At 67.0% G+C, this 21,055-nt stretch carries 23 protein-coding genes and 1 pseudogene; 11 read left to right on the forward strand and 13 right to left on the reverse strand.

The annotated features are described in order from the left end of the window. Nucleotides 1-49: 49 nt before the first annotated feature. Together A7G45_RS03710 and A7G45_RS03715 are read left to right on the forward strand one after the other, a co-directional pair. Entirely contained in the window at nt 50-682 is a 633-nt protein-coding gene (locus tag A7G45_RS03710; protein ID WP_052506506.1) for a TetR/AcrR family transcriptional regulator, read from the forward strand. Between the two features lie 14 nt (nt 683-696). Then, nucleotides 697-1,746, forward strand: coding sequence for an oxygenase MpaB family protein (locus tag A7G45_RS03715; protein ID WP_043390277.1), 1,050 nt, complete (start codon nt 697-699; stop codon nt 1,744-1,746). Nucleotides 1,747-1,751: 5 nt separating this feature from the next. Here A7G45_RS03715 and arsB read toward each other — a convergent pair. Both arsB and A7G45_RS03725 read right to left on the reverse strand, forming a co-directional pair. After that, nucleotides 1,752-3,220 (reverse strand): annotated as a pseudogene (arsB, locus tag A7G45_RS03720) (ACR3 family arsenite efflux transporter). Then, complete coding sequence (locus A7G45_RS03725; protein ID WP_043987370.1) at nt 3,217-3,642, reverse strand: ArsI/CadI family heavy metal resistance metalloenzyme; 426 nt, start codon at nt 3,640-3,642, stop codon at nt 3,217-3,219. Before A7G45_RS03725 ends, arsB begins: the two are co-directional and overlap by 4 nt. Nucleotides 3,643-3,744: 102 nt before the next feature. On the opposite strand from A7G45_RS03725, the gene A7G45_RS03730 reads away from it, so the two are divergent. Beyond that, complete coding sequence (locus A7G45_RS03730) at nt 3,745-4,098, forward strand: Rv2640c family ArsR-like transcriptional regulator (RefSeq protein WP_043390271.1); 354 nt, start codon at nt 3,745-3,747, stop codon at nt 4,096-4,098. Nucleotide 4,099: 1 nt separating this feature from the next. Here A7G45_RS03730 and chrA read toward each other — a convergent pair whose 3' ends face one another. Genes chrA through A7G45_RS03745 form a run of 3 tightly spaced genes read right to left on the reverse strand, consistent with a single transcriptional unit; the run spans nt 4,100 to nt 6,040 of the window. Next, on the reverse strand, nt 4,100-5,248 hold the full coding sequence (gene chrA, locus A7G45_RS03735) for a chromate efflux transporter (RefSeq protein WP_260933859.1): 1,149 nt from the start codon (nt 5,246-5,248) through the stop codon (nt 4,100-4,102). A gap of 17 nt (nt 5,249-5,265) precedes the next feature. Beyond that, on the reverse strand, nt 5,266-5,715 hold the full coding sequence (locus tag A7G45_RS03740) for a lipoprotein LpqH (RefSeq protein ID WP_260933861.1): 450 nt from the start codon (nt 5,713-5,715) through the stop codon (nt 5,266-5,268). Nucleotides 5,716-5,764: 49 nt separating this feature from the next. Next, nucleotides 5,765-6,040, reverse strand: a complete 276-nt coding sequence (locus A7G45_RS03745) for a hypothetical protein (RefSeq protein WP_043390264.1) — start codon at nt 6,038-6,040, stop codon at nt 5,765-5,767. Between the two features lie 166 nt (nt 6,041-6,206). On the opposite strand from A7G45_RS03745, the gene A7G45_RS03750 reads away from it, so the two are divergent. Next, complete coding sequence (locus A7G45_RS03750) at nt 6,207-6,521, forward strand: DUF732 domain-containing protein (RefSeq protein ID WP_043390261.1); 315 nt, start codon at nt 6,207-6,209, stop codon at nt 6,519-6,521. Nucleotides 6,522-6,528: 7 nt separating this feature from the next. Here A7G45_RS03750 and A7G45_RS03755 read toward each other — a convergent pair whose 3' ends face one another. The 5 genes from A7G45_RS03755 to A7G45_RS03775 form a co-directional block, all read right to left on the reverse strand. Beyond that, entirely contained in the window at nt 6,529-7,653 is a 1,125-nt protein-coding gene (locus tag A7G45_RS03755; protein ID WP_043987390.1) for a glycoside hydrolase family 76 protein, read from the reverse strand. A 15-nt stretch (nt 7,654-7,668) separates the two neighbouring features. Continuing rightward, nucleotides 7,669-8,334, reverse strand: a complete 666-nt coding sequence (locus A7G45_RS03760) for a TrmH family RNA methyltransferase (RefSeq protein WP_260933866.1) — start codon at nt 8,332-8,334, stop codon at nt 7,669-7,671. Beyond that, nucleotides 8,327-9,226, reverse strand: a complete 900-nt coding sequence (locus A7G45_RS03765) for a hypothetical protein (protein ID WP_260933869.1) — start codon at nt 9,224-9,226, stop codon at nt 8,327-8,329. Before A7G45_RS03765 ends, A7G45_RS03760 begins: the two co-directional genes overlap by 8 nt. A 42-nt stretch (nt 9,227-9,268) precedes the next feature. After that, nucleotides 9,269-10,081: a trehalose monomycolate transport factor TtfA gene (gene ttfA / locus A7G45_RS03770; RefSeq protein WP_043390253.1), complete on the reverse strand. Its 813-nt coding sequence runs from the start codon at nt 10,079-10,081 to the stop codon at nt 9,269-9,271. 66 nt (nt 10,082-10,147) lie between these two features. Further along, complete coding sequence (locus A7G45_RS03775) at nt 10,148-10,750, reverse strand: TetR/AcrR family transcriptional regulator (RefSeq protein WP_260933872.1); 603 nt, start codon at nt 10,748-10,750, stop codon at nt 10,148-10,150. A gap of 70 nt (nt 10,751-10,820) precedes the next feature. Here A7G45_RS03775 and A7G45_RS03780 point away from each other — a divergent pair, with 70 nt between their 5' ends. Beyond that, on the forward strand, nt 10,821-11,792 hold the full coding sequence (locus A7G45_RS03780) for an aromatic ring-hydroxylating dioxygenase subunit alpha (protein WP_260933875.1): 972 nt from the start codon (nt 10,821-10,823) through the stop codon (nt 11,790-11,792). Nucleotides 11,793-11,797: 5 nt separating this feature from the next. Next, complete coding sequence (locus A7G45_RS03785; protein ID WP_260933878.1) at nt 11,798-12,874, forward strand: NAD(P)H-dependent amine dehydrogenase family protein; 1,077 nt, start codon at nt 11,798-11,800, stop codon at nt 12,872-12,874. A gap of 49 nt (nt 12,875-12,923) precedes the next feature. Here A7G45_RS03785 and clpB read toward each other — a convergent pair whose 3' ends face one another. Further along, the gene (gene clpB / locus A7G45_RS03790; protein WP_260933881.1) at nt 12,924-15,470 is read right to left on the reverse strand and encodes an ATP-dependent chaperone ClpB; all 2,547 of its coding nucleotides are present in this window, start codon (nt 15,468-15,470) and stop codon (nt 12,924-12,926) included. 177 nt (nt 15,471-15,647) lie between these two features. On the opposite strand from clpB, the gene A7G45_RS03795 reads away from it, so the two are divergent. The 5 genes from A7G45_RS03795 to A7G45_RS03815 are packed head-to-tail and all read left to right on the forward strand — an operon-like array spanning nt 15,648 to nt 19,806. Beyond that, a complete protein-coding gene (locus A7G45_RS03795; protein WP_260933885.1) occupies nt 15,648-16,313 on the forward strand; it encodes a GAP family protein in 666 nt (221 codons plus the stop codon). Nucleotides 16,314-16,328: 15 nt separating this feature from the next. Continuing rightward, complete coding sequence (locus tag A7G45_RS03800; protein ID WP_260933888.1) at nt 16,329-16,973, forward strand: CYTH domain-containing protein; 645 nt, start codon at nt 16,329-16,331, stop codon at nt 16,971-16,973. Next, nucleotides 16,963-18,129 (forward strand): FAD-binding oxidoreductase, encoded by a 1,167-nt coding sequence (locus tag A7G45_RS03805; RefSeq protein WP_260933890.1) that lies wholly within the window; start codon nt 16,963-16,965, stop codon nt 18,127-18,129. Before A7G45_RS03800 ends, A7G45_RS03805 begins: the two co-directional genes overlap by 11 nt. 14 nt (nt 18,130-18,143) lie before the next feature. Beyond that, nucleotides 18,144-19,043, forward strand: coding sequence for an aldose 1-epimerase (locus A7G45_RS03810; protein ID WP_260933892.1), 900 nt, complete (start codon nt 18,144-18,146; stop codon nt 19,041-19,043). 37 nt (nt 19,044-19,080) lie between these two features. Continuing rightward, nucleotides 19,081-19,806, forward strand: a complete 726-nt coding sequence (locus A7G45_RS03815) for a potassium channel family protein (RefSeq protein WP_260933895.1) — start codon at nt 19,081-19,083, stop codon at nt 19,804-19,806. 4 nt (nt 19,807-19,810) lie between these two features. Here A7G45_RS03815 and A7G45_RS03820 read toward each other — a convergent pair whose 3' ends face one another. Both A7G45_RS03820 and dnaJ read right to left on the reverse strand, forming a co-directional pair. Beyond that, a complete protein-coding gene (locus A7G45_RS03820; protein ID WP_043390230.1) occupies nt 19,811-20,182 on the reverse strand; it encodes a heat shock protein transcriptional repressor HspR in 372 nt (123 codons plus the stop codon). After that, nucleotides 20,179-21,055, reverse strand: an 877-nt coding sequence (gene dnaJ / locus A7G45_RS03825) for a molecular chaperone DnaJ (RefSeq protein WP_260933897.1), incomplete at its 5' end; no start/stop codon positions are given. The genes dnaJ and A7G45_RS03820, both read right to left, overlap by 4 nt.

The raw sequence follows: 21,055 nt of genomic DNA on the forward strand, positions 1-21,055 counted from the left end.
AATGAAGCAAAATTATTCAAGCGAGAATAATCCTGCTACATTCGGATGCGTGACCACCGATGCCGCAACGAAGCCGCGGGAGCGGGCTGCCCACCTGGGCCCCGAGCGCCGGCGGCCGCAGATCCTCGATGCCGCGTTGCAGATCGCGGCCGAATCCGGCACCGCGGCAGTGACCATCGGCGCGGTGGCCAAACACCTCAGCGTCACCCGCCCGGTGGTGTACTCGTGTTTCAGCGACCGGGTGGAACTCCTTGCCGCGCTGCTGGATCGGGAAGGCGAATCCCTCCGGGAGACCCTGTTGGCGGCGCTGCACACCGGCCGCGGCGACGACCCGGAAGCCGCCTTCATCGACGGGTACCGCGCACTGCTGCACGCCGTCGAGGACCAGCCGGACACCTGGCGTTTCGTGTACCTGGCGCACGTCGATCCCGCGGTTGCCGACATGGTCGCGGCAACGCGTCGTGCCCTCACCGCCAGCTCCTCGCGCTGGATCGCCCCGGCGCTGACCACGTGGTGGCAGACCGCCGATCTCAATCGCAAGATGCCGATCCTGACCGAACTGTTCGTGTCATCGAGCGAGGCCGCGGTCCGGTCCCTGCTGGACCCCGAGAACGACTGGGACGCAGACAGTCTCGGCGAGTTTTACGGACGACTCATGTGCCGCGCGTTCGCGGCAGCCTAGTAAGGAGAAACGACATGGCCCAGCCCGTCCAGCCCCTCGCGGACTACGGATTCTTCGGCCCAGGAACCGTGACGTGGAAGGTGTGGGGACACACCACAACTCCCGTGACCGGCCTGCAGCGCGCCGTCGTGGTGGAGGAACTCGACCCGTCCCTGATCGCCGCGGTCGACGCCACCCAGGCGAATTACGACCGGCCCCGCACCCGTTACGACCGCACCGTGCGGTACTTCGCGACCGTTGCCTTCGGCGACAGCGAGACGGTGATCAAGGCCGCCGACGTCCTGGTGAAGGTGCACTCCAAAGCCATCGGTACCGAGCCCGTCAGCGGCAACAAGTACGACGCCAACAACCCGCACTCTCAGCTGTGGATTCTGCTGACCGGGTGGCATTCGGTGCTGACCGCCTACGAGATGTACGGCGGCGGCAAGCTCACCCCCGAGGAAGAGAACCAGTACTGGGAAGAGTGCGCCATCGCGGCCGAGTTCCAGACCTGCGACCCGGCCGACGTCCCCCGCACCAGTGCGGGCGTGCGCGCCTACTTCGAGGAGATGCGCCCGCACCTGGCCGTCAGCGAAGCCGCGCGCAGCATGATGGACCATCTGCTCAACGCCAAGGTCGTGCTGCCACCGGCACCGCTGCCGCTGCGGCCCGTCGTTGAGCTCATCAACCTCGTCCTGCGCGCAGGCACCATCGCCACCATGCCTCGGTGGATGCGCAAGCTCAGCGGCTTCAACCAGCCGAGGGTGGTCGACATCGCCGTGCGCCCGCTGCTGAAGCTGGGATACGGGATCGTCGATGCGAATCCCCGGCTGAAAATCGCTGTGGCGCAGCTGATCGCGCCGTCCGTGGCCCCGGTGGCCGCGCCGTACATCCTCGGCATCGCGCCGGTGTCCGACGAGGTGCTCACCCCGCACGAGGCCCGCACGCGCTACGGCTATGCCAGGCCTGCTGATGCCCATCACGATCTGCGTGCCAAGCAGCAGCAGCGCGTGTTCGGAGAGGGGCAGGCACCCAGCGATGAGGGGTTGATCGAGTCGCAGGCCTACCTCGGCAGCCTGGCCTAGCCGGGCTAGCCGGGCAGCAGTTCGTCGACCAGGTCCCGCACCCGGGCGGCGATGGCGTCGCGGATGGGCCGGACGGCCTCCAGCGGCTGGCCCGCCGGATCGTCGAGTTTCCAGTCTCGGTAGGAGACTCCCGGAAAGTACGGGCAGGTGTCTCCGCAGCCCATGGTGATCACCACGTCGCTGCTTTGCACAGTGTCGGCGCTGAGCACCTTGGGTACCCCCGCGGTGATGTCGATGCCGAGTTCAGCCATGGCCGCGACGGCCACCGGGTTGATCTGATCAGCGGGTGCCGTTCCCGCAGAACGCACTTCGATGCGCCCGCCGGACAGCTGCGTGAGCAGCGCGGCAGCCATCTGCGACCGGCCCGCGTTGTGCACGCAGACGAAGAGGACGCTCGGTTTCGGGCTCATCGGTGGTTGCTCCTCAAACGTGGTCGCAGTGCGAGCGAGAGGTACACCAGCCCGACCAGCACCGGCACCTCGATCAACGGTCCGACGACGCCCGCCAGGGCTTGACCGGAGGTCGCACCCCAGGTCGCTATGGCCACGGCGATGGCGAGTTCGAAGTTGTTGCCCGCTGCGGTGAACGCCAACGTCGTGGTGCGTTCGTAGCCGAGTCCGAGGACAGCGCCGAGGACATAGCCCCCGCCCCACATGATCGCGAAGTAGACCAGCAGCGGCAGCGCGATGCGCACCACGTCCCACGGACGGGTGGTGATCTGATGCCCTTGCAGCGCAAAGAGAATCACAATGGTGAACAGCAGTCCGTACAGCGCCCACGGCCCGATCCGGGGCAGGAACGTCGACTCGTACCAGTCACGCCCCCTGGCTTTTTCGCCGAACCGGCGCGACATATAGCCGGCGGCCAGCGGGATCCCGAGGAAGATCAGCACCGACTTCGCGATCTGCCATGGCGAAGTCGCGATGGCCGTTTGCGGCAGATGCAGCCAGCCCGGCAGCACTGACAGATAGAACCAGCCGAGAACCGCGAACATCAGCACCTGGAAGATCGAGTTCAGCGCCACCAGCACGGCGGCGGCTTCGCGGTCTCCGCAAGCCAGGTCGTTCCAGATGATCACCATCGCGATGCAGCGGGCCAGACCGACGACGATCAGCCCGGTCCGGTACTCCGGCAGATCGGCGAGGAACAGCCAGGCCAGCGCGAACATCAACGCCGGTCCGAGCACCCAGTTCAGCACCAGCGAGGACACCAGCAGCTTGCGGTCGGAGGTCACGGTGTCCAGGCGGTCGTACCGGACCTTGGCCAGCACCGGGTACATCATGATCAATAGCCCCAGCGCGATGGGCAGCGAAATGCCGTCCACCTGAACCTTTTCCAGCACGACGTCCAGTCCGGGCACCCAGCGGCCGAGCAGCAGCCCGGCCGCCATCGCCAACCCGATCCAGACCGGCAGGTACCGGTCGAGCGTCGAGAGTCGGGCTGTCGCCGCACCGGCGTCAGCGGTCTGTGTCATGCCTGCGCCCCGCAGCACACACCGTCGCCCGATTCACTGGGGGCAGCACCAAACGTCTCGGAGTCGGCCAGGACGGTGTAGACCTCCCAGCGCTCACCACCGGGGGCAGTCACCCAGACCTTGTCCTGGGTGGCGAAGCAACACGTGGTGCCGATCTCCTCTTCGGTGAACATCCCCGCGTCGGTCAGGCGCGCGATCTCCGCGTGCACGGTGTCGCTGGATTCGACCTCGACACCCAGGTGGTTGACCGACCCGCCGTGCCCGGGATTCTCGAGCAGGACCAGCTTGAGCGGCGGATTCGCGATCGCGAAGTTCGCATAGCCGGGCTTGACCTTCACCGGCTCGGCACCAAAGAGCTTGCGGTAGAAGGCGATCGACTCGTCGAGGTTGTCGACGTTCAGGGCGAGCTGGACACGAGACATTGCAGACCTCCTGGGGTATGTGACGTATATCGAATCTGCCTGCAGGACTGTTCTACCCACCTTTTCGATATATGTCAATAAACTTGGGGTAGCATCGGCCACATGCCCAAGGCACTGCCCGTCATCGACATGTCCGAGCCGCTGTGCTGCGCACCCGTGGCCGCCAGCCCGACCGGCGACGACGCCGCACTCGACGTGGCCATGCGGCTCAAAGCACTGGCGGACCCGGCGCGCGTGAAATTGATGTCCCTGCTGTTCACCTGCGGCGAGCCCTGCACCACCGGATCTCTCGCCGCCGCCGTGGGTCTGGCCGAGTCGACCGTCAGCCACCACCTCGGCCAGCTGCGTTCGGCCGGGTTCGTCACCTCCGAACGACAGGGCATGAACGTGCACCACACTCCCCGCCGGGACGCGCTCGCCGCACTGTGCCGGGTCCTCGACCCGAACTGCTGCTGACTCAGCTCGGCAACGGCATGCCGAACGCCGTGGCGAGGACGCCGGCCCCGGCGGCCAGCAGCAACGTGAGCACGACATTCACGCGACTGAACACCGCGACCACCGCGCCGGCCAGCACCACGTACTGCCAGGTCTGGCTGATCGACATGGCCAGTGGCACCGCCGAGCCCAGGATCGCCCCGACGGCAGCCGGCCCGGCACCGTCCAGGAAAGCCCGCGCGTAGTTGTTGCTCCTAATCCGGTCGAAGTGCTTGGCGCCCAACAGGATGAACAGGAACGACGGACTAAAGGCCACCGCCGAGGCCAGCACCCCGCCGACCAGACCCGCAGCGGCATAACCGACGACGGCGACGGTCTGCACCACCGGCCCCGGCGTGATCTGCCCCAGCGCAACGGCATTGAGGAACTGCGCCCCGGTCATCCAGTGGTAGTGGTCGACGGCATCGCCCTGCATGAGCGGAATGATGACGAAGCCGCCGCCATACGACAGCGCGCCGACCTTCAACGCCACCCAGCACAGCGAACCCAGCGTGCCCAAAGTCAGCGTCTGAAACGCCAGCACCGGCATGCTGCGCGCGCCAGACGTGGGCAGGGTCGTCGTCCGCGCCAATTCGATTACGCCACAGGCCAACAGCACAACCACCAGCCACGGCCCCAGCACTGCGGCCGCGACCGCACCCAACGCGAGGTACACCGGCCACCGGATGAAGCTGGTGCGCCGCTGCCAACTGGCCGGGACCAGAGCCGCCCCCGCATGCACCGCGACGGCAGCCACCGCCGCACCCGCGCCGGCCCCCGCGGCAAGTACCCACCTCGGTGGTGAGCCGGCCAGGAACAGCGCAGCCAGTCCGAGGATGACGATGAGCCCCGGAACGATGAACGCGACGCCACCGACCAGTGCACCCAGCCGACCGCGAACCCGCCAGGCGCAGTAGATCGACAGCTGCGTCGACGCCGGCCCCGGCAACAGATTGCAGGTCGCGATCGCGTCCTCGAATTCGGTGGCACCGATCCAGCGACGCCGCTCCACGCACAGGCTGCGCAGCAACTTGATGTGCGTGGGCGGGCCACCGAAACCGATGCACCCGATGGTGCCCCACTCCCTCAGGACCGTGCCCAGCGTGGGCGATGCATCCTCAGGAGCCGTCACGACCAATCATCTTGGTGCTACGGGCACGTCACGTCCATCTCAAAGCTCTTGCTCACCTGTCGCGGCGATTGCGGATCACTCAGGTCGCTGCCGTCGGCGGTGCCCCGGATCGTGTACGACTTTCCCCGCACCGTGGCCCCGGCGTTGTTCGCCTCACCGGGTTCGGAATTCGTGAACCCGAGCGCGACACCATCTACCGTGCCGAGCCCGACGGTCCGAACCTGTGGCGGATTGCTCGTGGTCACCACCGCACCGACCCCGCTGGAGACGTCCCCGATCCCGATCGTCATGTGGTCGCCCGCCTGGTGGCAGGTGACTCCACCGGTCACCTGCCGGGTCTGTCCGTCGACGATGACCTGCGGCGCACGCATCCCTGAATCCAACGGGCCGGCATTCGGTTCGGATTCGTAGGTCGAACAACCGGCCAGCCCGACAGCCACCACACAGATCACGACGTTCTTGCGCACCAACAGGGGTTACCCGGTGCGAAGGAGATGAATCGTCAGCGGCGAAGAACTATGGGCAAACAGTGACGAAACCGGCGGGGCCAGTCACGCAGGGCAGGTTGACGTACACCCGCGGACCATCCCAGCCATCGCCGCGCCAGCCCGGACCATCCCAGCCACGGCCGTGACCGTCCCAGTCGTCGTGGCCGTGGCCACGGTCCATCGGGATGACGGCGGAATCCTGCGACGGAGCGGCACTGGCCGCTCCCGCACCGAGACCCAAAAGCGCAGCTCCGATGCTTCCCGCAAGTGCTGTAGTCAACGCAATCTTCTTGAACGTGGCCATGGCCAACCTCCGAAATAAGCAAAAAAATCAAAATGCAATATGCGATCTAAGTATATGACGCTGACGCGTCTGAAGAAATTCCTGTGTCCGCCAACAACCGACTCCGCCCCGGATCGGCGGGCCTCGCGTAACCTGTCAGCAAACCGATCTTGCATGGGGGATCCGAATGAAACGCACACGCACAGCAGCTCTGTTCGCGGCGGTCTCGTCGGCGGTAACCATCGTGATGGCGGTCCCCGCCCACGCCGACGATCAGATCGACCCGATGTTCCTGCAGGCAGTGCACGACAAGGGCATCCTCATGCCGAACAGCACCGCCATCAAGCTCGCGCACGGCACCTGCAGTGCCATGCGCAGCGGGGGCGTCAACTCGGCGCTGAGCTATCTGAAGAAGAACGCCGGAAACCTGTCCAACGACGATGCCGTCAAGTTCGGCGGGCTGGCCATCTACGCGTACTGCCGCGAGTTGACGCCGAAGTAGCCGTCGGTCAGGACTCCTCGGCCTCAGCGTCACCGTCGGCACCCAACGCGTAGGCCGCCTCCATCAGCATCCAGCCGGCCACCTGCACCGACAGATCACGTTCCGGGATTTCGGACGAATTCACCGCGCCGTCAACCGATTTCGCCTTGTCGCCGGTGTCCTTCGGCAGCTCGGCAGCACGATCCCAGAACGCCCCGAACAGCGGGATGCCGTTGACGGACTGCCGGTAGTCCCACGCCGACTGCGCTGACGTCAACACCAACTCGCGGGCCGTCGTCCGGGCGGCTTCGTCGTCCTCGGAATCCCCGGGCAACGTGGTCGCCACCAACGTCAGGTAGCGGGCCAGGATGGCGCCGAACAGGCCACCGTCGCCGCCGCCGGCTCCCCTGATGACGCCGTCGTCGAGCATGTGGCTCTTGACGGCGGCCACCAGGCGGTGCACCCGCTCAGAGTGCCGCGCATCCCCGGTGCGCACAGCCAGCTCCACTTCCAGGCCCAGCACCACGCCCTGGCAGTAGGTGTACTGGGCGCGCACCATCGAACCGGCCTTGATGCCGTCGAACACCAGGTGCGTATCGGGGTCGATCAGCGTGCCGTCGATCCAGTCGGCCATCTGCTGCGCCCGCCGCAGGCGGTCATGGCGGGCCAGGAAGATGCCGGCCGGGCCGTTCGCGGGGGCGTTGAAGAACTGATCCTGCTTGCGCCACGGGATGCCGCCGCCGTCCTCGGGCACCCAGGCGTTGAGGAACTGGTCGGCAAACGTCTTGAGCGCCTTGGGCCGCGCCACGCCGAGCAGCCGGCCGGAGCGCTCCAGCGCGAGCGCCATCCACGCCATGTCGTCGTAGTAGTTGTTGGTCCAGGCCCCGTTGTTGCGCAGCCGATGTCCGCGAATCTGCCGGGCGATCCGGGCGATGCGGTACTCCTGCGGATCGCGCAGCTGCGCATCGATCATGGTGTCCAGCAGGTGCGCCTGCCACCAGTAGTCCCAGCTCTTGAACATCCGGTCGGCCCGCGTCGACGGCCAGGCCACCACGCCCAGCTGGGTGCCGGGCATCCCCCAGAGCCGGCGGATATGCCGATTGAACACAGCCGTTTCGGCGCTGGCCGCACGGTTAGCCCAAAGCTGATCCATGCGATACATCCTGCCCTACCAGGCCCGATCCAGTCCTGCATGTTGAGTGATCCAGGTGTGCATGACGATCCCGGCGGCCACCCCGGCGTTGATGCTCCGGGTCGAGCCGAATTGCGCGATGGACACCGTCATCATCGACCCGGTCTTGGCGTCGTGGGTGATGCCGGGGCCTTCCTGCCCGAAGATCAACAGGCAGGCGCGGGGCAGCGTCGTCTCTTCCAGCCGTACCGAGCCGGGCACGTTGTCGACGGCCACCGGGGTCAGCCCCGCGTCGGCGGCGAAGGCCAGCAATTCCGCGGTGGTGGCGTGGTGCACGAGCCGCTGGTAGCGGTCAGTCACCATGGCGCCCCGGCGATTCCACCGCCGGCGGCCGACGATGTGCACGGTGTCCACCGCAAACGCGTTCGCGGTGCGGACCACCGCGCCGATGTTGGCGTCGTTGCCGAAGTTCTCGATCGCGATGTGCAGTGGGTGCCTGCGCTGATCGATGTCGGCGATGATCGCCTCCCGCGTCCAGTAGCGGTAGGCATCGACGACGTTGCGAGTGTCGCCCTCGCGCAACAACTCCGGGTCGTAGCGCGGGTCGTCGGGCAGCTCGCCCAGCCAGGGGCCGACGCCGGGCCCGGCTCCCCACTCGGTGGGGCCTGGCACATCAGCGTGCTCGGTGTCCTGATCACTCACGCGAAATCCACACCGCCGCATGGGTTCCCACCACGGTGACGGTGGCGTACAGCAGCGCCTGGTTGATGTCCCCCTGCGTGCACAACGAGGCTCGGGTCGAGATCGCGCCAACCTTCGAATCCGGTAGCACCAGCAGCGTCGCACCATAGAGGTCACAGGCATGCGACAGTCCGGGCGGCGGCAGCGTCGGCGCCACGGCGATCATCAACGGCCCACCGCGCTTGGCCGAATCGTCTTTGTATCTGCTTGCCAGACCGCCGATTTCAAGACCCAGCAGCATGTAGCCCTTGCCGGTGAACGCGGCCGGATCGCCCAGCGCCGCGGGAATCAACTGCCCACCGTCGGCCCGGAACCCGTCGACGCTGGTGGCCTTGAGGGTCAGCCCGGTGTCGGACTCGTTGGTCGGCGTCAGCCCCACCGGATACGCCGCACCGTAGGCCACGGTGGTGTCCTTGATCCGGTCGGCCGGTGAATACAGATAGACGCCACGCACCTGCGCCTGATCACGCATCGGGCCCAAACAGACTGTGCCCGTGACCTTGTCCGGATTCTGGACGACAGCCGGATTGATCTTCAGGTTCGGGACGCCGTCGCAGCCGCCGATCACGTTCGATTCGATGGGGTGCGCCAGCGCGCCGTACAGGCCGAAGCGCAGCGTCTCGGGCTTGGCGTGTTCGCTGCCGGCTTTCGCCGCGGCCAGGTCGACGTCGATGAGCACCTGGTCATCTTGGAAGCGCAGGTTGGATACCGACACGTTCCAGCCCAGCAGCGCCTGCGACTCGCCGACTTTCACACTGGGCGCACCAAAGATGACCGTGCTGGCGGAGCTACTCGAACAGGCCACCGACAAAACGGCCAACAACGCTGCGGTCAGTCCGCGCAAACCCTGCATGGGGATCAGGCTACTGCGAGCACCTGACCACCCTGTCGGGCACTAGCGCTGATAGTTGGGCGCGTTGCGGCCGTTGCGGGCCTCCGCGAACTGCGTGTAACGACCGATGTCGGCACGCCCCGGGGCCTGGTTGCTGCGGCCGGCGGGCAGTTCGTTCTGGCGCATCGGGCCGGCGCTGAGCGGACGGCTCGGCGAACCGCTACGCCGGGCGACAGCCTGGCCGGCGACGCTGTTCTGGCCGGACGGCACCGGCGGCAGCACGCGCAGCAGGTCGTTGAACTGGCGGACGGTGCGCAGACCCTCGTCCCACTGTGCGCGGGTGCTGGTGATCGGCAGCGAGACGAGCGTCCAGTTCTGCTCGTTCCACATGACCTCGGCGCAATCCGGGGCGGTGTGCGAGAACGTCACCATGCGGCGGTCGCAGGCGCGACGGGCGGCATCGAGGTTGGTGGAGTAGACCATGCGCGGGCCGATGGCGCCGAGCAGCCAGATGTCGTTCTCGCGCGGCTCCGGAATGTCCTTCAGCCGGACGTCCACGGCCACGTTGGTGCCGACCTTGCGGTGGAGGGCGATGACGGTGGCCACATCGTCGAGATCGAAGATGAACACGGCCTCGCCGCGGATCTGCCCGAGCACCACGTTGCGGGCGAGCACGTTCTCACCGACGGTCGACATGATGCCGCGGCTCCACCGCTTGACCAGGTCGGGAGTCTCGTGTTCGTAGTCGAATCCGTGGGACTTCGCCCATGACTTTCGGCGCCTACCAAGGCCGCGTCGACGGTCGATATCGACGTACAGCAGTACCGCCGCACCCACGAAGCAGAGCGCGGAAAGCGTGAACCAAAGCGGGACCATCGGGCCAAGCCTACTGGCTGGTACCCGAAATGCCCGAACTCGAATTGGTCACAAGCTGGTCACATGCTATTTGAGGTACGCGACGATCGCGTTCGTGAGCCCCCGCCGGGCCACCTCGAGGTCGGTGTACGTGCCGAGCTGGCGCTCCGAGGCAATGCCGCGCATCGCGCCGGGGATGAACGACGCCACCTCGCGCACCCGCTCGGGGTCGACGTCCAGGTCGGAGAAGGCCTGCTGGCACGTCTGCATCCAGCTCTGCCCCCATGACGACAGCTCAGCCGCGGTCTTCGGATAGAGCCGTTCCAGCTCGGCATGGTCGCGCGGCAGGGCGGCGCGCAGATTCTCGATGGCCCGCGAATCGCCGATGGTCAGTCCGTCGTAGAGCAGGTCGATGATTGTCGCGACGCGTTGCCGCAGCGTGGCGCCGGTGTCGTGGTGGCTCAGCATGCCCGCGCGGCGCTCGGCGGTGCGGCGCAGGACCGCGGCCCAGAAGCCGTCGATATCGCCGAACTGGTACTTCACCGCACCCCAGGTGGCGCCGATCTCCTTGGCGATCCGATTGGCCGATACCGCGCCCGGGTCCCCGGTGGCCAGCGCCTTGCGCGCGGCTTCCAACATGCTTTCCCGCGTGGCGTCGCCGCGCCTGTTGGTTCGGCGTGCGGCGGTCATCTGGCAGAGATTACCCCAGTTTCACAGAACCCTCTTCCAAAGTTTCACAGAACCTCCTACGATTCGCACCATGGCCAAACCCCAGTTGCCGATGAAACCGACGGGATGGTTCCAGGTCGCCTGGTCCGACCAGGTCAGCGTGGGCGCGGTGCACGCCATGAAGTACTTCGGCGAGGAGATGGTCGCCTGGCGCGCCGAATCCGGGGCCGTCACCGTCATGAACGCCTACTGCGAGCACCTCGGCGCGCACCTCGGCTTCGGCGGTCACGTCGTCGGCGAGACGATCCAGTGCCCGTTCCACGGCTGGCAGTGGAACGCCGCCGGCCACAACGTCTGCATCCCGTACCAGGACCGGCCCAACCGCGGCCGCCGGATTCGCACCTACCCCGTCACCGAGCGCAACGAGGCCATCTACATCTGGCACGACGCCGAAGGCCGGGAGCCGTTCTTCGAAGCGCCCGACGTCTTCGCCTCGTTCAACGACGGCAGCACCGCCGCCGACTACTACCCGCAGCAGCGGCTGTTCCGCGAAACGCTGGAATTGCATCCGCAGTACGTGCTGGAGAACGGCGTCGACTTCGCGCACTTCAAGTTCGTGCACCAGACGCCGATCGTGCCGGTGTTCACCCGGCACGACTTCGCCGCGCCCATCTCCTACGTCGACTTCACCATCACCTTCGAGGGCAGCGACCAGCAGTCGATCGACGAGGTGCGCAGCGGCGTCGAGGCCATCAACGGCGGTTTGGGCATCGCAGTCACCAAGAGCTGGGGCATGATCGACAACCGCACGATCTCGGCCGTCACACCCGTCGACGAGTCCACCTCCGACGTGCGGTTCATGGTCTACATCGGGCGGGCGCCCTGGAACGCCGAGCGCGCCACCGCGTTCGGCGACGAGGTGATCCGGCAGTTCACCCAGGACATCCACATCTGGTCACACCAGCGCTACTCCGATCCGCCGGCGCTGGCCACCGCCGAATACGAGGGCTTCACCGCAATCCGCAAGTGGGCCATGCAGTTTTATCCCGATCAGAAGGGCTGAGCCAGATGTCCAAGATTCGTGTCTTCCAGGTGGCGACCGGCAACGTCGGCACCGAGATGATCAAGCGCATCGACAAGCGCGACGACCTCGAATTGGTCGGATTACATTGCTACACAACCGAAAAGGTGGGACGCGATGCCGGCGAGATCGCCGGGATCGGACCGATCGGCGTCGTCGCCACCGGGTCGGTCGATGACATCATCGCCGCGCGTCCCGACGTCCTCACCTTCCACGGCGTCTTCCCCGACGAGGACCTGTACGTGAAAGTCCTTGAGGCCGGGATCAATATCGTCACCACAGCGGACTGGATCACCGGCTGGCACCGCGACACCAACCACCCGCACCCCTCCGGCAAGCCGGTGTCGCAGCTGCTGGCCGAGGCGTGCGCCAAGGGCGGGTCGACGTTCTACGGCACCGGCATGAACCCCGGCGTCAATCAGATTCTGGGTGTGGTGTGCTCTGCCGACGTCGCCGAGATCGAGAACGTCACCACCATCGAGTCCGTCGACGTGTCCTGCCATCACAGCAAGGACACCTGGATCGAGGTGGGATATGGCCTGCCCGTTGATGATCCGTCGATCCCGGCCAAGCTGGAGAAGTACACCCGGGTGTTCGCCGACAGTGTGCTGATGATGGCCGACTGCTTCGGCCTCGAGCTCGACGAGGTGAAGTTCAGTGCTGAGCTCGGCGCCTGCACCAAGGACGTCGACCTGGGCTGGTACACGCTGCCCAAAGGATCGTTGGGCGGCAACTACATCAAGTACCAGGGCATGGTCGACGGCGTGCCGCGCATCGAGACCCATCTCGAATGGCAGATGACGCCGCACACCGAACCGAACTGGAACATCAAGGGCTGCTACATCACTCAGATCAAGGGCGACCCGTGCGTCTACAACAAGCACATGATCTACCCGAAACCCGGTGTGGACCTGTCGAATCCGGAGTCCTTCGCCTCGATCGGGATGACGGTCACCGGGCTACCCGCACTCAACGTCATCGCCTCGGTGGTCAAGGCACCTCCCGGACTGCTCACGAGCGCCGACGTGCCACTGCGTGGATTCGCCGGCCGCTTCAACATCTAGAAAAGCCCCGCCACACGAAATGTGTGACGGGGCTTTCCCATAACTCAACTCAGCCGAGCACCAGGCTGTCGCCGTCGGCGCTGAGGTTGACCGGCACGACGTCGCCGTCGTGCACCTCGCCGGCCAGCAGCTTCCTGGCCAACTGGTCGCCGATGGCCTGCTGCACCAGGCGGCGCAGCGGACGGGCGCCGTACAGCGGGTCGAAACCGCGGTCACCCAGCCACTTCTTGGCCTCCAGCGACACCTCGAGCGTCAACCGCCGCTGCGCCAGCCGCTTCTGCAGCTGAGCCAGCTGGATGTCGACGATCCGCACCAGCTCCTCGGGCTTGAGCGCCTCGAAGATGATGACGTCGTCCAGGCGGTTGATGAACTCGGGCTTGAACCGCGAGCGCACCGCCGCCATCACCTGCTCCTCGGTGCCCCCCGCGCCCAGGTTGGACGTGAGGATGAGGATGGTGTTGCGGAAGTCGACCGTGCGACCCTGACCGTCGGTCAACCGGCCGTCGTCGAGCACCTGCAGCAGGATGTCGAACACGTCCGGGTGCGCCTTCTCGATCTCATCGAACAGCACCACCGAATACGGCCGGCGGCGTACCGCCTCGGTCAGCTGGCCACCGGCGTCGTATCCGACGTAGCCCGGAGGGGCACCGACGAGCCGAGCCACGGCGTGCTTCTCGCTGTACTCGCTCATGTCGATGCGGATCATGGCGCGCTCGTCGTCGAAGAGGAACTCCGCCAGCGCCTTGGCCAGTTCGGTCTTACCGACACCGGTCGGGCCCAGGAACATGAACGAGCCCGTCGGCCGGTTGGGATCGGCGACCCCGGCCCGGCTGCGACGCACCGCGTCGGACACGGCCTGGACGGCGAGCTCCTGACCGATCACCCGGTTCCCCAGCTCGGCCTCCATGCGCAGCAGCTTGGCGGTCTCGCCTTCCATCATCCGGCCGGCCGGGATGCCGGTCCACGCAGACACCACATCAGCGATGTCGTCGGGACTGACCTCCTCCTTGAGCATGACGTTCTCGCGGGCCTCGGCGACCGGCAACGCGGCGTCGAGCTGCTTCTCGAGCTGCGGGATCCGGCCGTACCGAAGCTCGGCGGCCTTGGCCAGGTCGCCGTCGCGCTCGGCCCGGTCGGCCGCACCGCGCAGGTCTTCCAGCTGTTCCTTGAGCTCGCGGACGATGTCGATGGCGTTCTTCTCGTTCTGCCACCGGGTGGTCAGCTCGGCCAGCTTCTCCTTGTAGTCGGCCAGCTCCGAACGCAGCTTCTCCAACCGTTCCTTGGAAGCGTCGTCCTCTTCCTTGGACAGCGCCATCTCCTCGATCTCGAGGCGACGGACCAGCCGCTCCACCTCGTCGATCTCGACGGGCCGGGAGTCGATCTCCATGCGCAACCGCGACGCGGCCTCGTCGACGAGGTCGATGGCCTTGTCCGGCAAGAACCGGCTGGTGATGTAGCGGTCCGACAACGTGGCCGCCGCGACCAGCGCGGAGTCGGTGATGCGCACACCGTGGTGCACCTCGTAGCGCTCCTTGAGGCCGCGGAGGATGCCGACGGTGTCATCGACCGACGGCTCGCCGACCAGCACCTGCTGGAACCGGCGCTCCAGGGCGGCGTCCTTCTCGATGTACTTGCGGTACTCATCGAGCGTGGTCGCGCCGACCAGCCGCAGCTCGCCGCGGGCCAGCATCGGCTTGATCATGTTGCCGGCGTCCATCGCGGACTCGCCGGTCGCGCCGGCACCCACGATGGTGTGCAACTCGTCGATGAAGGTGATGACCTGCCCGGCCGAGTTCTTGATGTCGTCGAGCACGGCCTTGAGCCGCTCCTCGAATTCACCGCGGTACTTGGCGCCGGCCACCATGGACCCGAGGTCCAGGGAGACGACGGTCTTGTCGCGCAGGCTCTCCGGCACGTCGCCGGCGATGATGCGCTGGGCCAGGCCCTCGACGATCGCGGTCTTACCGACGCCGGGCTCACCGATCAGCACCGGGTTGTTCTTGGTGCGCCGGCTCAGGACCTGGACCACGCGACGAATCTCGTTGTCGCGTCCGATGACCGGGTCGAGCTTGCCTTCCCGGGCACGAGCGGTCAGGTCGGTGGAGTACTTCTCCAGCGCCTGATATGTGCCCTCGGGATCGGGGCTGGTGACGCGGGCACTGCCGCGGACCTTCACGAACGCGTCACGCAGCGTCTGCGGCGCGGCGCCGTGGTTGACCAGAATCTTGGCGACGTCGGAGTCGCCGCTGGCCAGGCCGTACAGCAGGTGCTCGGTGGAGACGTATTCGTCGTCCATCTCGGTGGCCAGGTGCTGGGCAGCGGTCAGGGCCGCGACCGACTCACGGGACAGTTGCGGCGTCGAGTTGGCGCCACTGGCACTGGGCAGCTGGTCGATCAGCCGCTGGGCCTCGGCCCGGATGGTTGCCGGCTCGACGCCGACGGCCTCCAGCAGGGGTGCGGCAATGCCGTCGTTCTGGGTCAGCAGAGCCATCAACAAGTGCGCCGGACGGATCTCCGGGTTTCCGGCAGCTGTTGCCGCCTGCAACGCTGAGGTCAGCGCCGCCTGAGTCTTCGTGGTCGGGTTGAACGAGTCCACGACACCTCCCTTTCGTCTACAGAAAAAATGCTTGTCGCTGTTTTCAACGCCGTCAAGGTTGAGTCTGTTCCGCTCAAGTCTATGAAATTTCCCGACTACCTATGATCTGGCTCACCCCGGGAATTCTGCCGTGCCCAACCGACAAGATGTGACGGCATCGTAAGCAACAATGACCGCATGACAGATTGGGTTTCGGTCCTGACCGAACTGATTCCCCTGGCCCTCGTGATCGCGCTGTCGCCACTGTCGATCATTCCCGCAGTGCTCGTGCTGCAATCACCCCACGCCCGCATCACCGGCCTGACCTTCCTCGCCGGGTGGCTGGTCACCATCGCGGTGCTCACCGGCGTGTTCGTCCAACTGTCCGGACTGATGCCCGAGGCCGGCCACCCGTCGACCACGGCGTCATGGGTCCGCATCGTGATCGGCGCCCTGCTGATCGCCTTCGGCATCTACCGGTGGGCCACCCGCAAGCACGACGCCCACGAGCCGGCCTGGATGCGCAAGCTGACCACCGTCACTCCGGCACGGGGATTCGTGACCGCGGCGGTACTCGCGGTGGTGAACCCCAAGGTGCTGTTCATGTGCATCGCCGCCGGCCTGGCGATCAGCACCGACGAACTCCCGCAAGCGGCGACCTGGGCGTCGGTGCTGTCCTTCGCCGTGGTGGCAGGCAGTTCGGTCGCCATCCCGGTCCTCACCTACGTCGCCGCCGGTGAGCGACTGGACCCGGCCATGGCCCGTCTTGGCGCCTGGCTGCACCGTCAGCACGCCGTGCTGGTGGCCGGAATCCTGATCATCATCGGACTCCTCGTGGCATACAAGGGTCTCAGCCACCTCTAGGACTACCGTCTAAGCATGTCCGAATCCGGCTTCGGCGATTTCGAGTTCGAACGAAAGTTCCTCGTCCGCGACCTGCCCGCTGTCACCGCGTCCGACCCGACCCCTGCCCTGATCGTGCAGGCATACCTGTTCGCGTCCGACGGCTACGCCGTCCGGGTGCGCGTCCAGGGGCCCGCCCCCGCCGATCTGAGCAATGCGGCGATCGACCTCATCGAGGCCATCAGCGAGGACTCGATCGGCACCATGACCGCCAAAGGCCCGGCCGCAGGCGGCACCCGCTACGAGGCCGAGCGCGAACTCGATCCGCTGGTGGCCGGCGAAATCGTCCGTCGCGCCGACCATGTCGTCACCAAGGTGCGGTACTCGGTGTGGCTGGGCGAGGACGGCTGGACCATCGACCGATTCCTGAACGGCAACGCCCCGCTGCTGCTGGCCGAGGTCGAGCGCGGCGGACCCGTCGTCGACCTGGCGATCCCGACGTTCTGCGTCACCGAAGTGTCCGAGGACGACCGGTTCCGGAACGAATACCTGGCGCACCAGCCGTACGGCACGTGGGCCGACGCGCACCGGCGCGAACTCGACCTGCTGGGCCCTACCTTCGTCAGCACGTTGGGGCAGAACCACTTCGACACCACCTCGCCGATGCCTGATGGGGCTTGACGACCGCGAAGCCCTGATGACGGTGCGCGCCGCGGTCGACCCCGCGCACGGCGGGGACGACGTGATCGGCCGCTTCTACAACCGGTGGTTCGCCAGCGACCTGTCGGCGCGCGACCTGTTCCCCCCGGAGCTGGCCACGCAGCGCACCGCCTTCAGCCAGGCGCTGTTCTGGGTGCTCGGTGAGTTCATCGAGCAGCGCGCCGAAGAACCGGTGGCATTCCTGGCTCAGCTCGGCCGGGATCACCGCAAATACGGTGTCGGGCAACAGCATTACGCGGCGCTGCACGACGCACTGCTGGCCACCCTGCGCGACGAGCTCGGCGCCAACTGGGATGCTCGGGTCGCCGAGGCCACCACGCACGCCGTGGATCTGATCGTCGGGGTCATGCGCGGCGCCGCCGATTCCGAACAGACCCCGCCCTACGTCGACGGCACCGTCGTCGAGCATCTGCGCGTCACCCGCGACGTGTCGGTGGTGCGGCTGCAACTGGACCAGGCACTGTCGTATCACGCCGGACAGTACGTCGCGGTGCAGGTGCCGCAGTGGCCGCGGCGCTGGCGGCACCTGAGTCCGTCGATGCCGTCCGATGCCAGTGGTGCCATCGAGTTCCACATCCGGTCAGTGAGCGGCGGCATGGTGAGCACCGCGATCGTCAACCAGACCGCACCCGGTGATCGCTGGCGACTGTCCAATCCCCATGGCGGCATGCATGTTTCGCGCTCCGACGGCGACGTGCTCATGGTTGCCGGCAGCACCGGCCTGGCCCCACTGCGCGCGCTGCTGATGAACCTGTGCCGCGAGGCCGAGAACCCGCGCGTGCACCTGTTCTTCGGCGGCCGCTACCCCTGCGACCTCTACGACCTGCGCACGCTGTGGGAGATCGCCGCCACCAATCCGTGGCTGTCCGTCACGCCGGTGTCCGAATACACCAGTGACCCACCGTGGGCCGGCGATTACCCCGACGTACAGCCGCCGCGCGGACTGCACGTCCGGCAGACAGGGCTGCTGCCCGACGTGGTGACCAGCTACGGCAGCTGGGGCGACCGGCAGATCCTGCTGTGCGGCGGCCCGCAGATGGTCACCGCGACCAAAGCCGCCCTGATCGCCAAAGGCGCACCACCAGAACGCATTCAGCACGATCCGTTGGCCCACTGACGCTGGAGGAACCGATGGCCGAACTCGACACCGTCGTACTGAGCGACTCCGAGTCCACGATGACGGCGACGTTCGTCCCCGCCGCCGGCATGATCGGCACGTCGTTTTCCGATGGCGATGTCGAGTTCCTCGGCCAGCGGCGCGGCCTGGCTGCCTACCTGACCAACGCCAAGACCATGGGCATCCCGCTGCTGTATCCATGGGCGAATCGGTTGGGCGCCACCACCTATGACGTCGACGGCGCGGTCGTCACGTTGACGCCCGGCTCCGGCGGCGTACGCGTCGACGCCCATGGCTCACCCATGCACGGCGTCCTGGCCGCCTACCCGGGCTGGGTGATCACCGAGCAGTCGCCGAACTCAGTAACTGCCGCAGTCGATTTCAACCGGCCGGGCCTGCTGGCGTCGTTCCCGTTCCCGCATGTGCTGACGCAACGCGTCACGTTGGTGGGCCGCAGGTTGGCGGTCGAGACCACCGTCCGGCCGTCCACGTCCGCGGCGGTTCCGCTGTGCTTCGGCTATCACCCGTACCTGACCATTCCCGGCGTGCCTCGGCAGGACTGGGTGCTGGAGGCGCCGGCGATGCGGCACCTGCCGACCGATGATCGCGGGTTGCCTTCCGGTGTGGTTGAGGCTTGGCCGGCGAGTTCCGCGGCGCTCGGCGACACCGCCTACGACGACGGTTTCGACCAGGTGCCCGACGGCGCGCAGTTCATTCTCCGCGGCGGCGACCACCGGATCACAGTGACGTTCGAAACCGGCTACCCCGCCGCGCAACTGTTCGCGCCGCCCGGCGACGCGCTGGTGGCCATCGAGCCCATGGCCGCGCCCACCGATGCGCTGCGGCGCGGCGGTTACCGCGTGGCGTCCCCGGGCCGACCAGCGGTGGCGCGCTTCTCCATCTCGGTCAACTGAGTTCCGAAAAGTTCGCCGGTGCCGCACACTTTCTGACGTGACTACGCAAGACCGCCTCGACAGGTGGGAACATCGGGCCGAATGGCCGCTCGCCGCGGTTGCCGCGGTGTTCCTGGCCGCGTACAGCGTGGAGGTCCTCGCTCAGCCGCACGGAGTGGTCGCGCGGCTCGTGACGTTGGCGACCCTGTTGGCGTGGGCGGTGTTCACCGCCGACTACGCGGCGCGGCTCTACCTCGCGCCCGACCGCAAGCAGTGGTTCTTCCGGCATCTGGTGGACCTGGCCATCGTGCTGCTGCCGCTGTTGCGACCGCTTCGCCTGCTGCGCCTGGTCGTCCTGGTCGGTGCCCTGCAGAAAGCCCTCGGCAGCGCCATCCGGGGGAAGGTGATTCTGTACACCATCTCCGGTGCCGTGCTGCTGGTGTACGTCGGGGCACTCGCGGTCTACGAAGCCGAACGCAGCGCACCGGACGCCCACATCACCAGCTTCGGACTCGCGGTGTGGTGGGCGATGACCACGATCACCACCGTCGGCTACGGCGATATGTATCCCGTGACCACCACCGGCCGAGTCATGGCCAGCCTCATGATGATTGGCGGCATCAGCCTGGTCGGTTCGATCACCGCGACCATCGCGTCGTGGATCGTGCAGACCGTGTCGGACGATGACCAGAAACAAGACGCCGTGACTGCAGCGCACATCGAAGACCTTCGGGGCGAAATTGCCCAGCTGCGGGATTTGTTGCGCGACAGGGTGGCTGACTGAACGCCTAGCCCCGCTGCGAACTACCGCCCCGCCGCGGCTGCCACAGCACCAGTGCGGTGCTGGGCTTGCGGACGCGTTCGAGTTCGGCGGTCACCTCGGCGAGCCGGGACTGCAGCGCCTCGACCTGATTGGTCAGCTCGATGATGCGCTTGATGCCGGCCAGGTTGACGCCCTCGTCCTGGGACAGCCGCTGCACCTCGCGCAGCAGGTCGACGTCGTGCTGCGAGTACCGCCGCCCGCCGCCCGAGGTGCGCTCGGGGCTGACCAGGCCGAGCCGGTCGTATGTACGCAGCGTCTGCGCGTGCATACCGGCCAGCTCGGCGGCCACCGAAATCAGGAAGGTGCGGGCTTCCTCGGCCTTGCGCCGGGCGCTCATAGCGACCCGGCCCATCCTGCCCGTGGATCAAATCCACTGGCCCGCTCCGCCTTTGCGTACGTCTCGAGCGCCTCGGCCGCTTCACCTTCGAGGTTCGGCGGCACGGCAACCTTCACCGTCACCAGCAGGTCGCCGTGACCGGCGTCGGTGCCGCGCTTGGGCACACCGCGCCCACGCACCCGCAGGATGCGTCCGTCAGAGGTCCCCTTCGGCACCCGAACACCGACCTTGCCTTCCAGCGTCGGCACGGAAAGCGTTGTCCCCAAAGCCAACTCATGGAAGCTCACCGGAACGGTGACGGTCAGGTCGTCGCCGTCGCGCCCGAACACCTTGTCGGGCCGGACGTGCACGGTGACGTACAGGTCGCCCGAGGGCGCCCCGCGTAGACCCGCCTCACCTTGGCCGGCGAGCCGGATGCGCTGACCGTCGGTCACGCCCGGCGGGATGCGCACGTTGATGGTGCGCGTCCGGGTCGAGACGCCGGTGCCTTTGCACTCGTCACACGGGTGCTCGATGATCGAGCCGGTGCCGCGGCAATCGGTGCACGGCTCCGAGAAGCCGAACGCGCCCTGGTTGCGGTTGATGACGCCCGCGCCGTTGCAGTTCGGGCACACCTTCGGACTGGTGCCCGGACGCGCGCCGCTGCCGTGGCAGTTGGTGCATGGTGCCGGGCTGGTCAGGCGCAGCGGCATCGCCACGCCCTTGGTCGCTTCCAGGAAGCTCAGCTCGGTTTCGGTTTCCAGGTCGTTGCCACGGCGCGGACGGCTGGGGCGCGGCTGCTGCGCACCCCGGCCGAACAGGCCGCCGAACAGGTCGCCGATGTTGGCGCCGCCGGTCTGCCCCGCCTGGTCGAACAGGTCGCCCAGGTTGAAG

The sequence above is a fragment of the Mycolicibacterium llatzerense genome (assembly GCF_025331195.1).
In the GTDB taxonomy this organism is placed as follows: Bacteria; Actinomycetota; Actinomycetes; order Mycobacteriales; family Mycobacteriaceae; genus Mycobacterium; species Mycobacterium llatzerense.

Bases quoted from the DNA above. Each gene is read 5' to 3' on its own strand.
- A7G45_RS03715 (WP_043390277.1), top strand. From the start codon at position 697: ATGGCCCAGCCCGTCCAGCCCCTCGCGGACTACGGATTCTTCGGCCCA.
- A7G45_RS03725 (WP_043987370.1), bottom strand. From the start codon at position 3,642: ATGTCTCGTGTCCAGCTCGCCCTGAACGTCGACAACCTCGACGAGTCG.
- A7G45_RS03730 (WP_043390271.1), top strand. From the start codon at position 3,745: ATGCCCAAGGCACTGCCCGTCATCGACATGTCCGAGCCGCTGTGCTGC.
- A7G45_RS03745 (WP_043390264.1), bottom strand. From the start codon at position 6,040: ATGGCCACGTTCAAGAAGATTGCGTTGACTACAGCACTTGCGGGAAGC.
- A7G45_RS03750 (WP_043390261.1), top strand. From the start codon at position 6,207: ATGAAACGCACACGCACAGCAGCTCTGTTCGCGGCGGTCTCGTCGGCG.
- A7G45_RS03755 (WP_043987390.1), bottom strand. From the start codon at position 7,653: ATGGATCAGCTTTGGGCTAACCGTGCGGCCAGCGCCGAAACGGCTGTG.
- A7G45_RS03765 (WP_260933869.1), bottom strand. From the start codon at position 9,226: ATGCAGGGTTTGCGCGGACTGACCGCAGCGTTGTTGGCCGTTTTGTCG.
- ttfA (WP_043390253.1), bottom strand. From the start codon at position 10,081: ATGGTCCCGCTTTGGTTCACGCTTTCCGCGCTCTGCTTCGTGGGTGCG.
- A7G45_RS03775 (WP_260933872.1), bottom strand. From the start codon at position 10,750: ATGACCGCCGCACGCCGAACCAACAGGCGCGGCGACGCCACGCGGGAA.
- A7G45_RS03780 (WP_260933875.1), top strand. From the start codon at position 10,821: ATGGCCAAACCCCAGTTGCCGATGAAACCGACGGGATGGTTCCAGGTC.
- A7G45_RS03785 (WP_260933878.1), top strand. From the start codon at position 11,798: ATGTCCAAGATTCGTGTCTTCCAGGTGGCGACCGGCAACGTCGGCACC.
- A7G45_RS03795 (WP_260933885.1), top strand. From the start codon at position 15,648: ATGACAGATTGGGTTTCGGTCCTGACCGAACTGATTCCCCTGGCCCTC.
- A7G45_RS03800 (WP_260933888.1), top strand. From the start codon at position 16,329: ATGTCCGAATCCGGCTTCGGCGATTTCGAGTTCGAACGAAAGTTCCTC.
- A7G45_RS03805 (WP_260933890.1), top strand. From the start codon at position 16,963: ATGGGGCTTGACGACCGCGAAGCCCTGATGACGGTGCGCGCCGCGGTC.
- A7G45_RS03810 (WP_260933892.1), top strand. From the start codon at position 18,144: ATGGCCGAACTCGACACCGTCGTACTGAGCGACTCCGAGTCCACGATG.
- A7G45_RS03820 (WP_043390230.1), bottom strand. From the start codon at position 20,182: ATGAGCGCCCGGCGCAAGGCCGAGGAAGCCCGCACCTTCCTGATTTCG.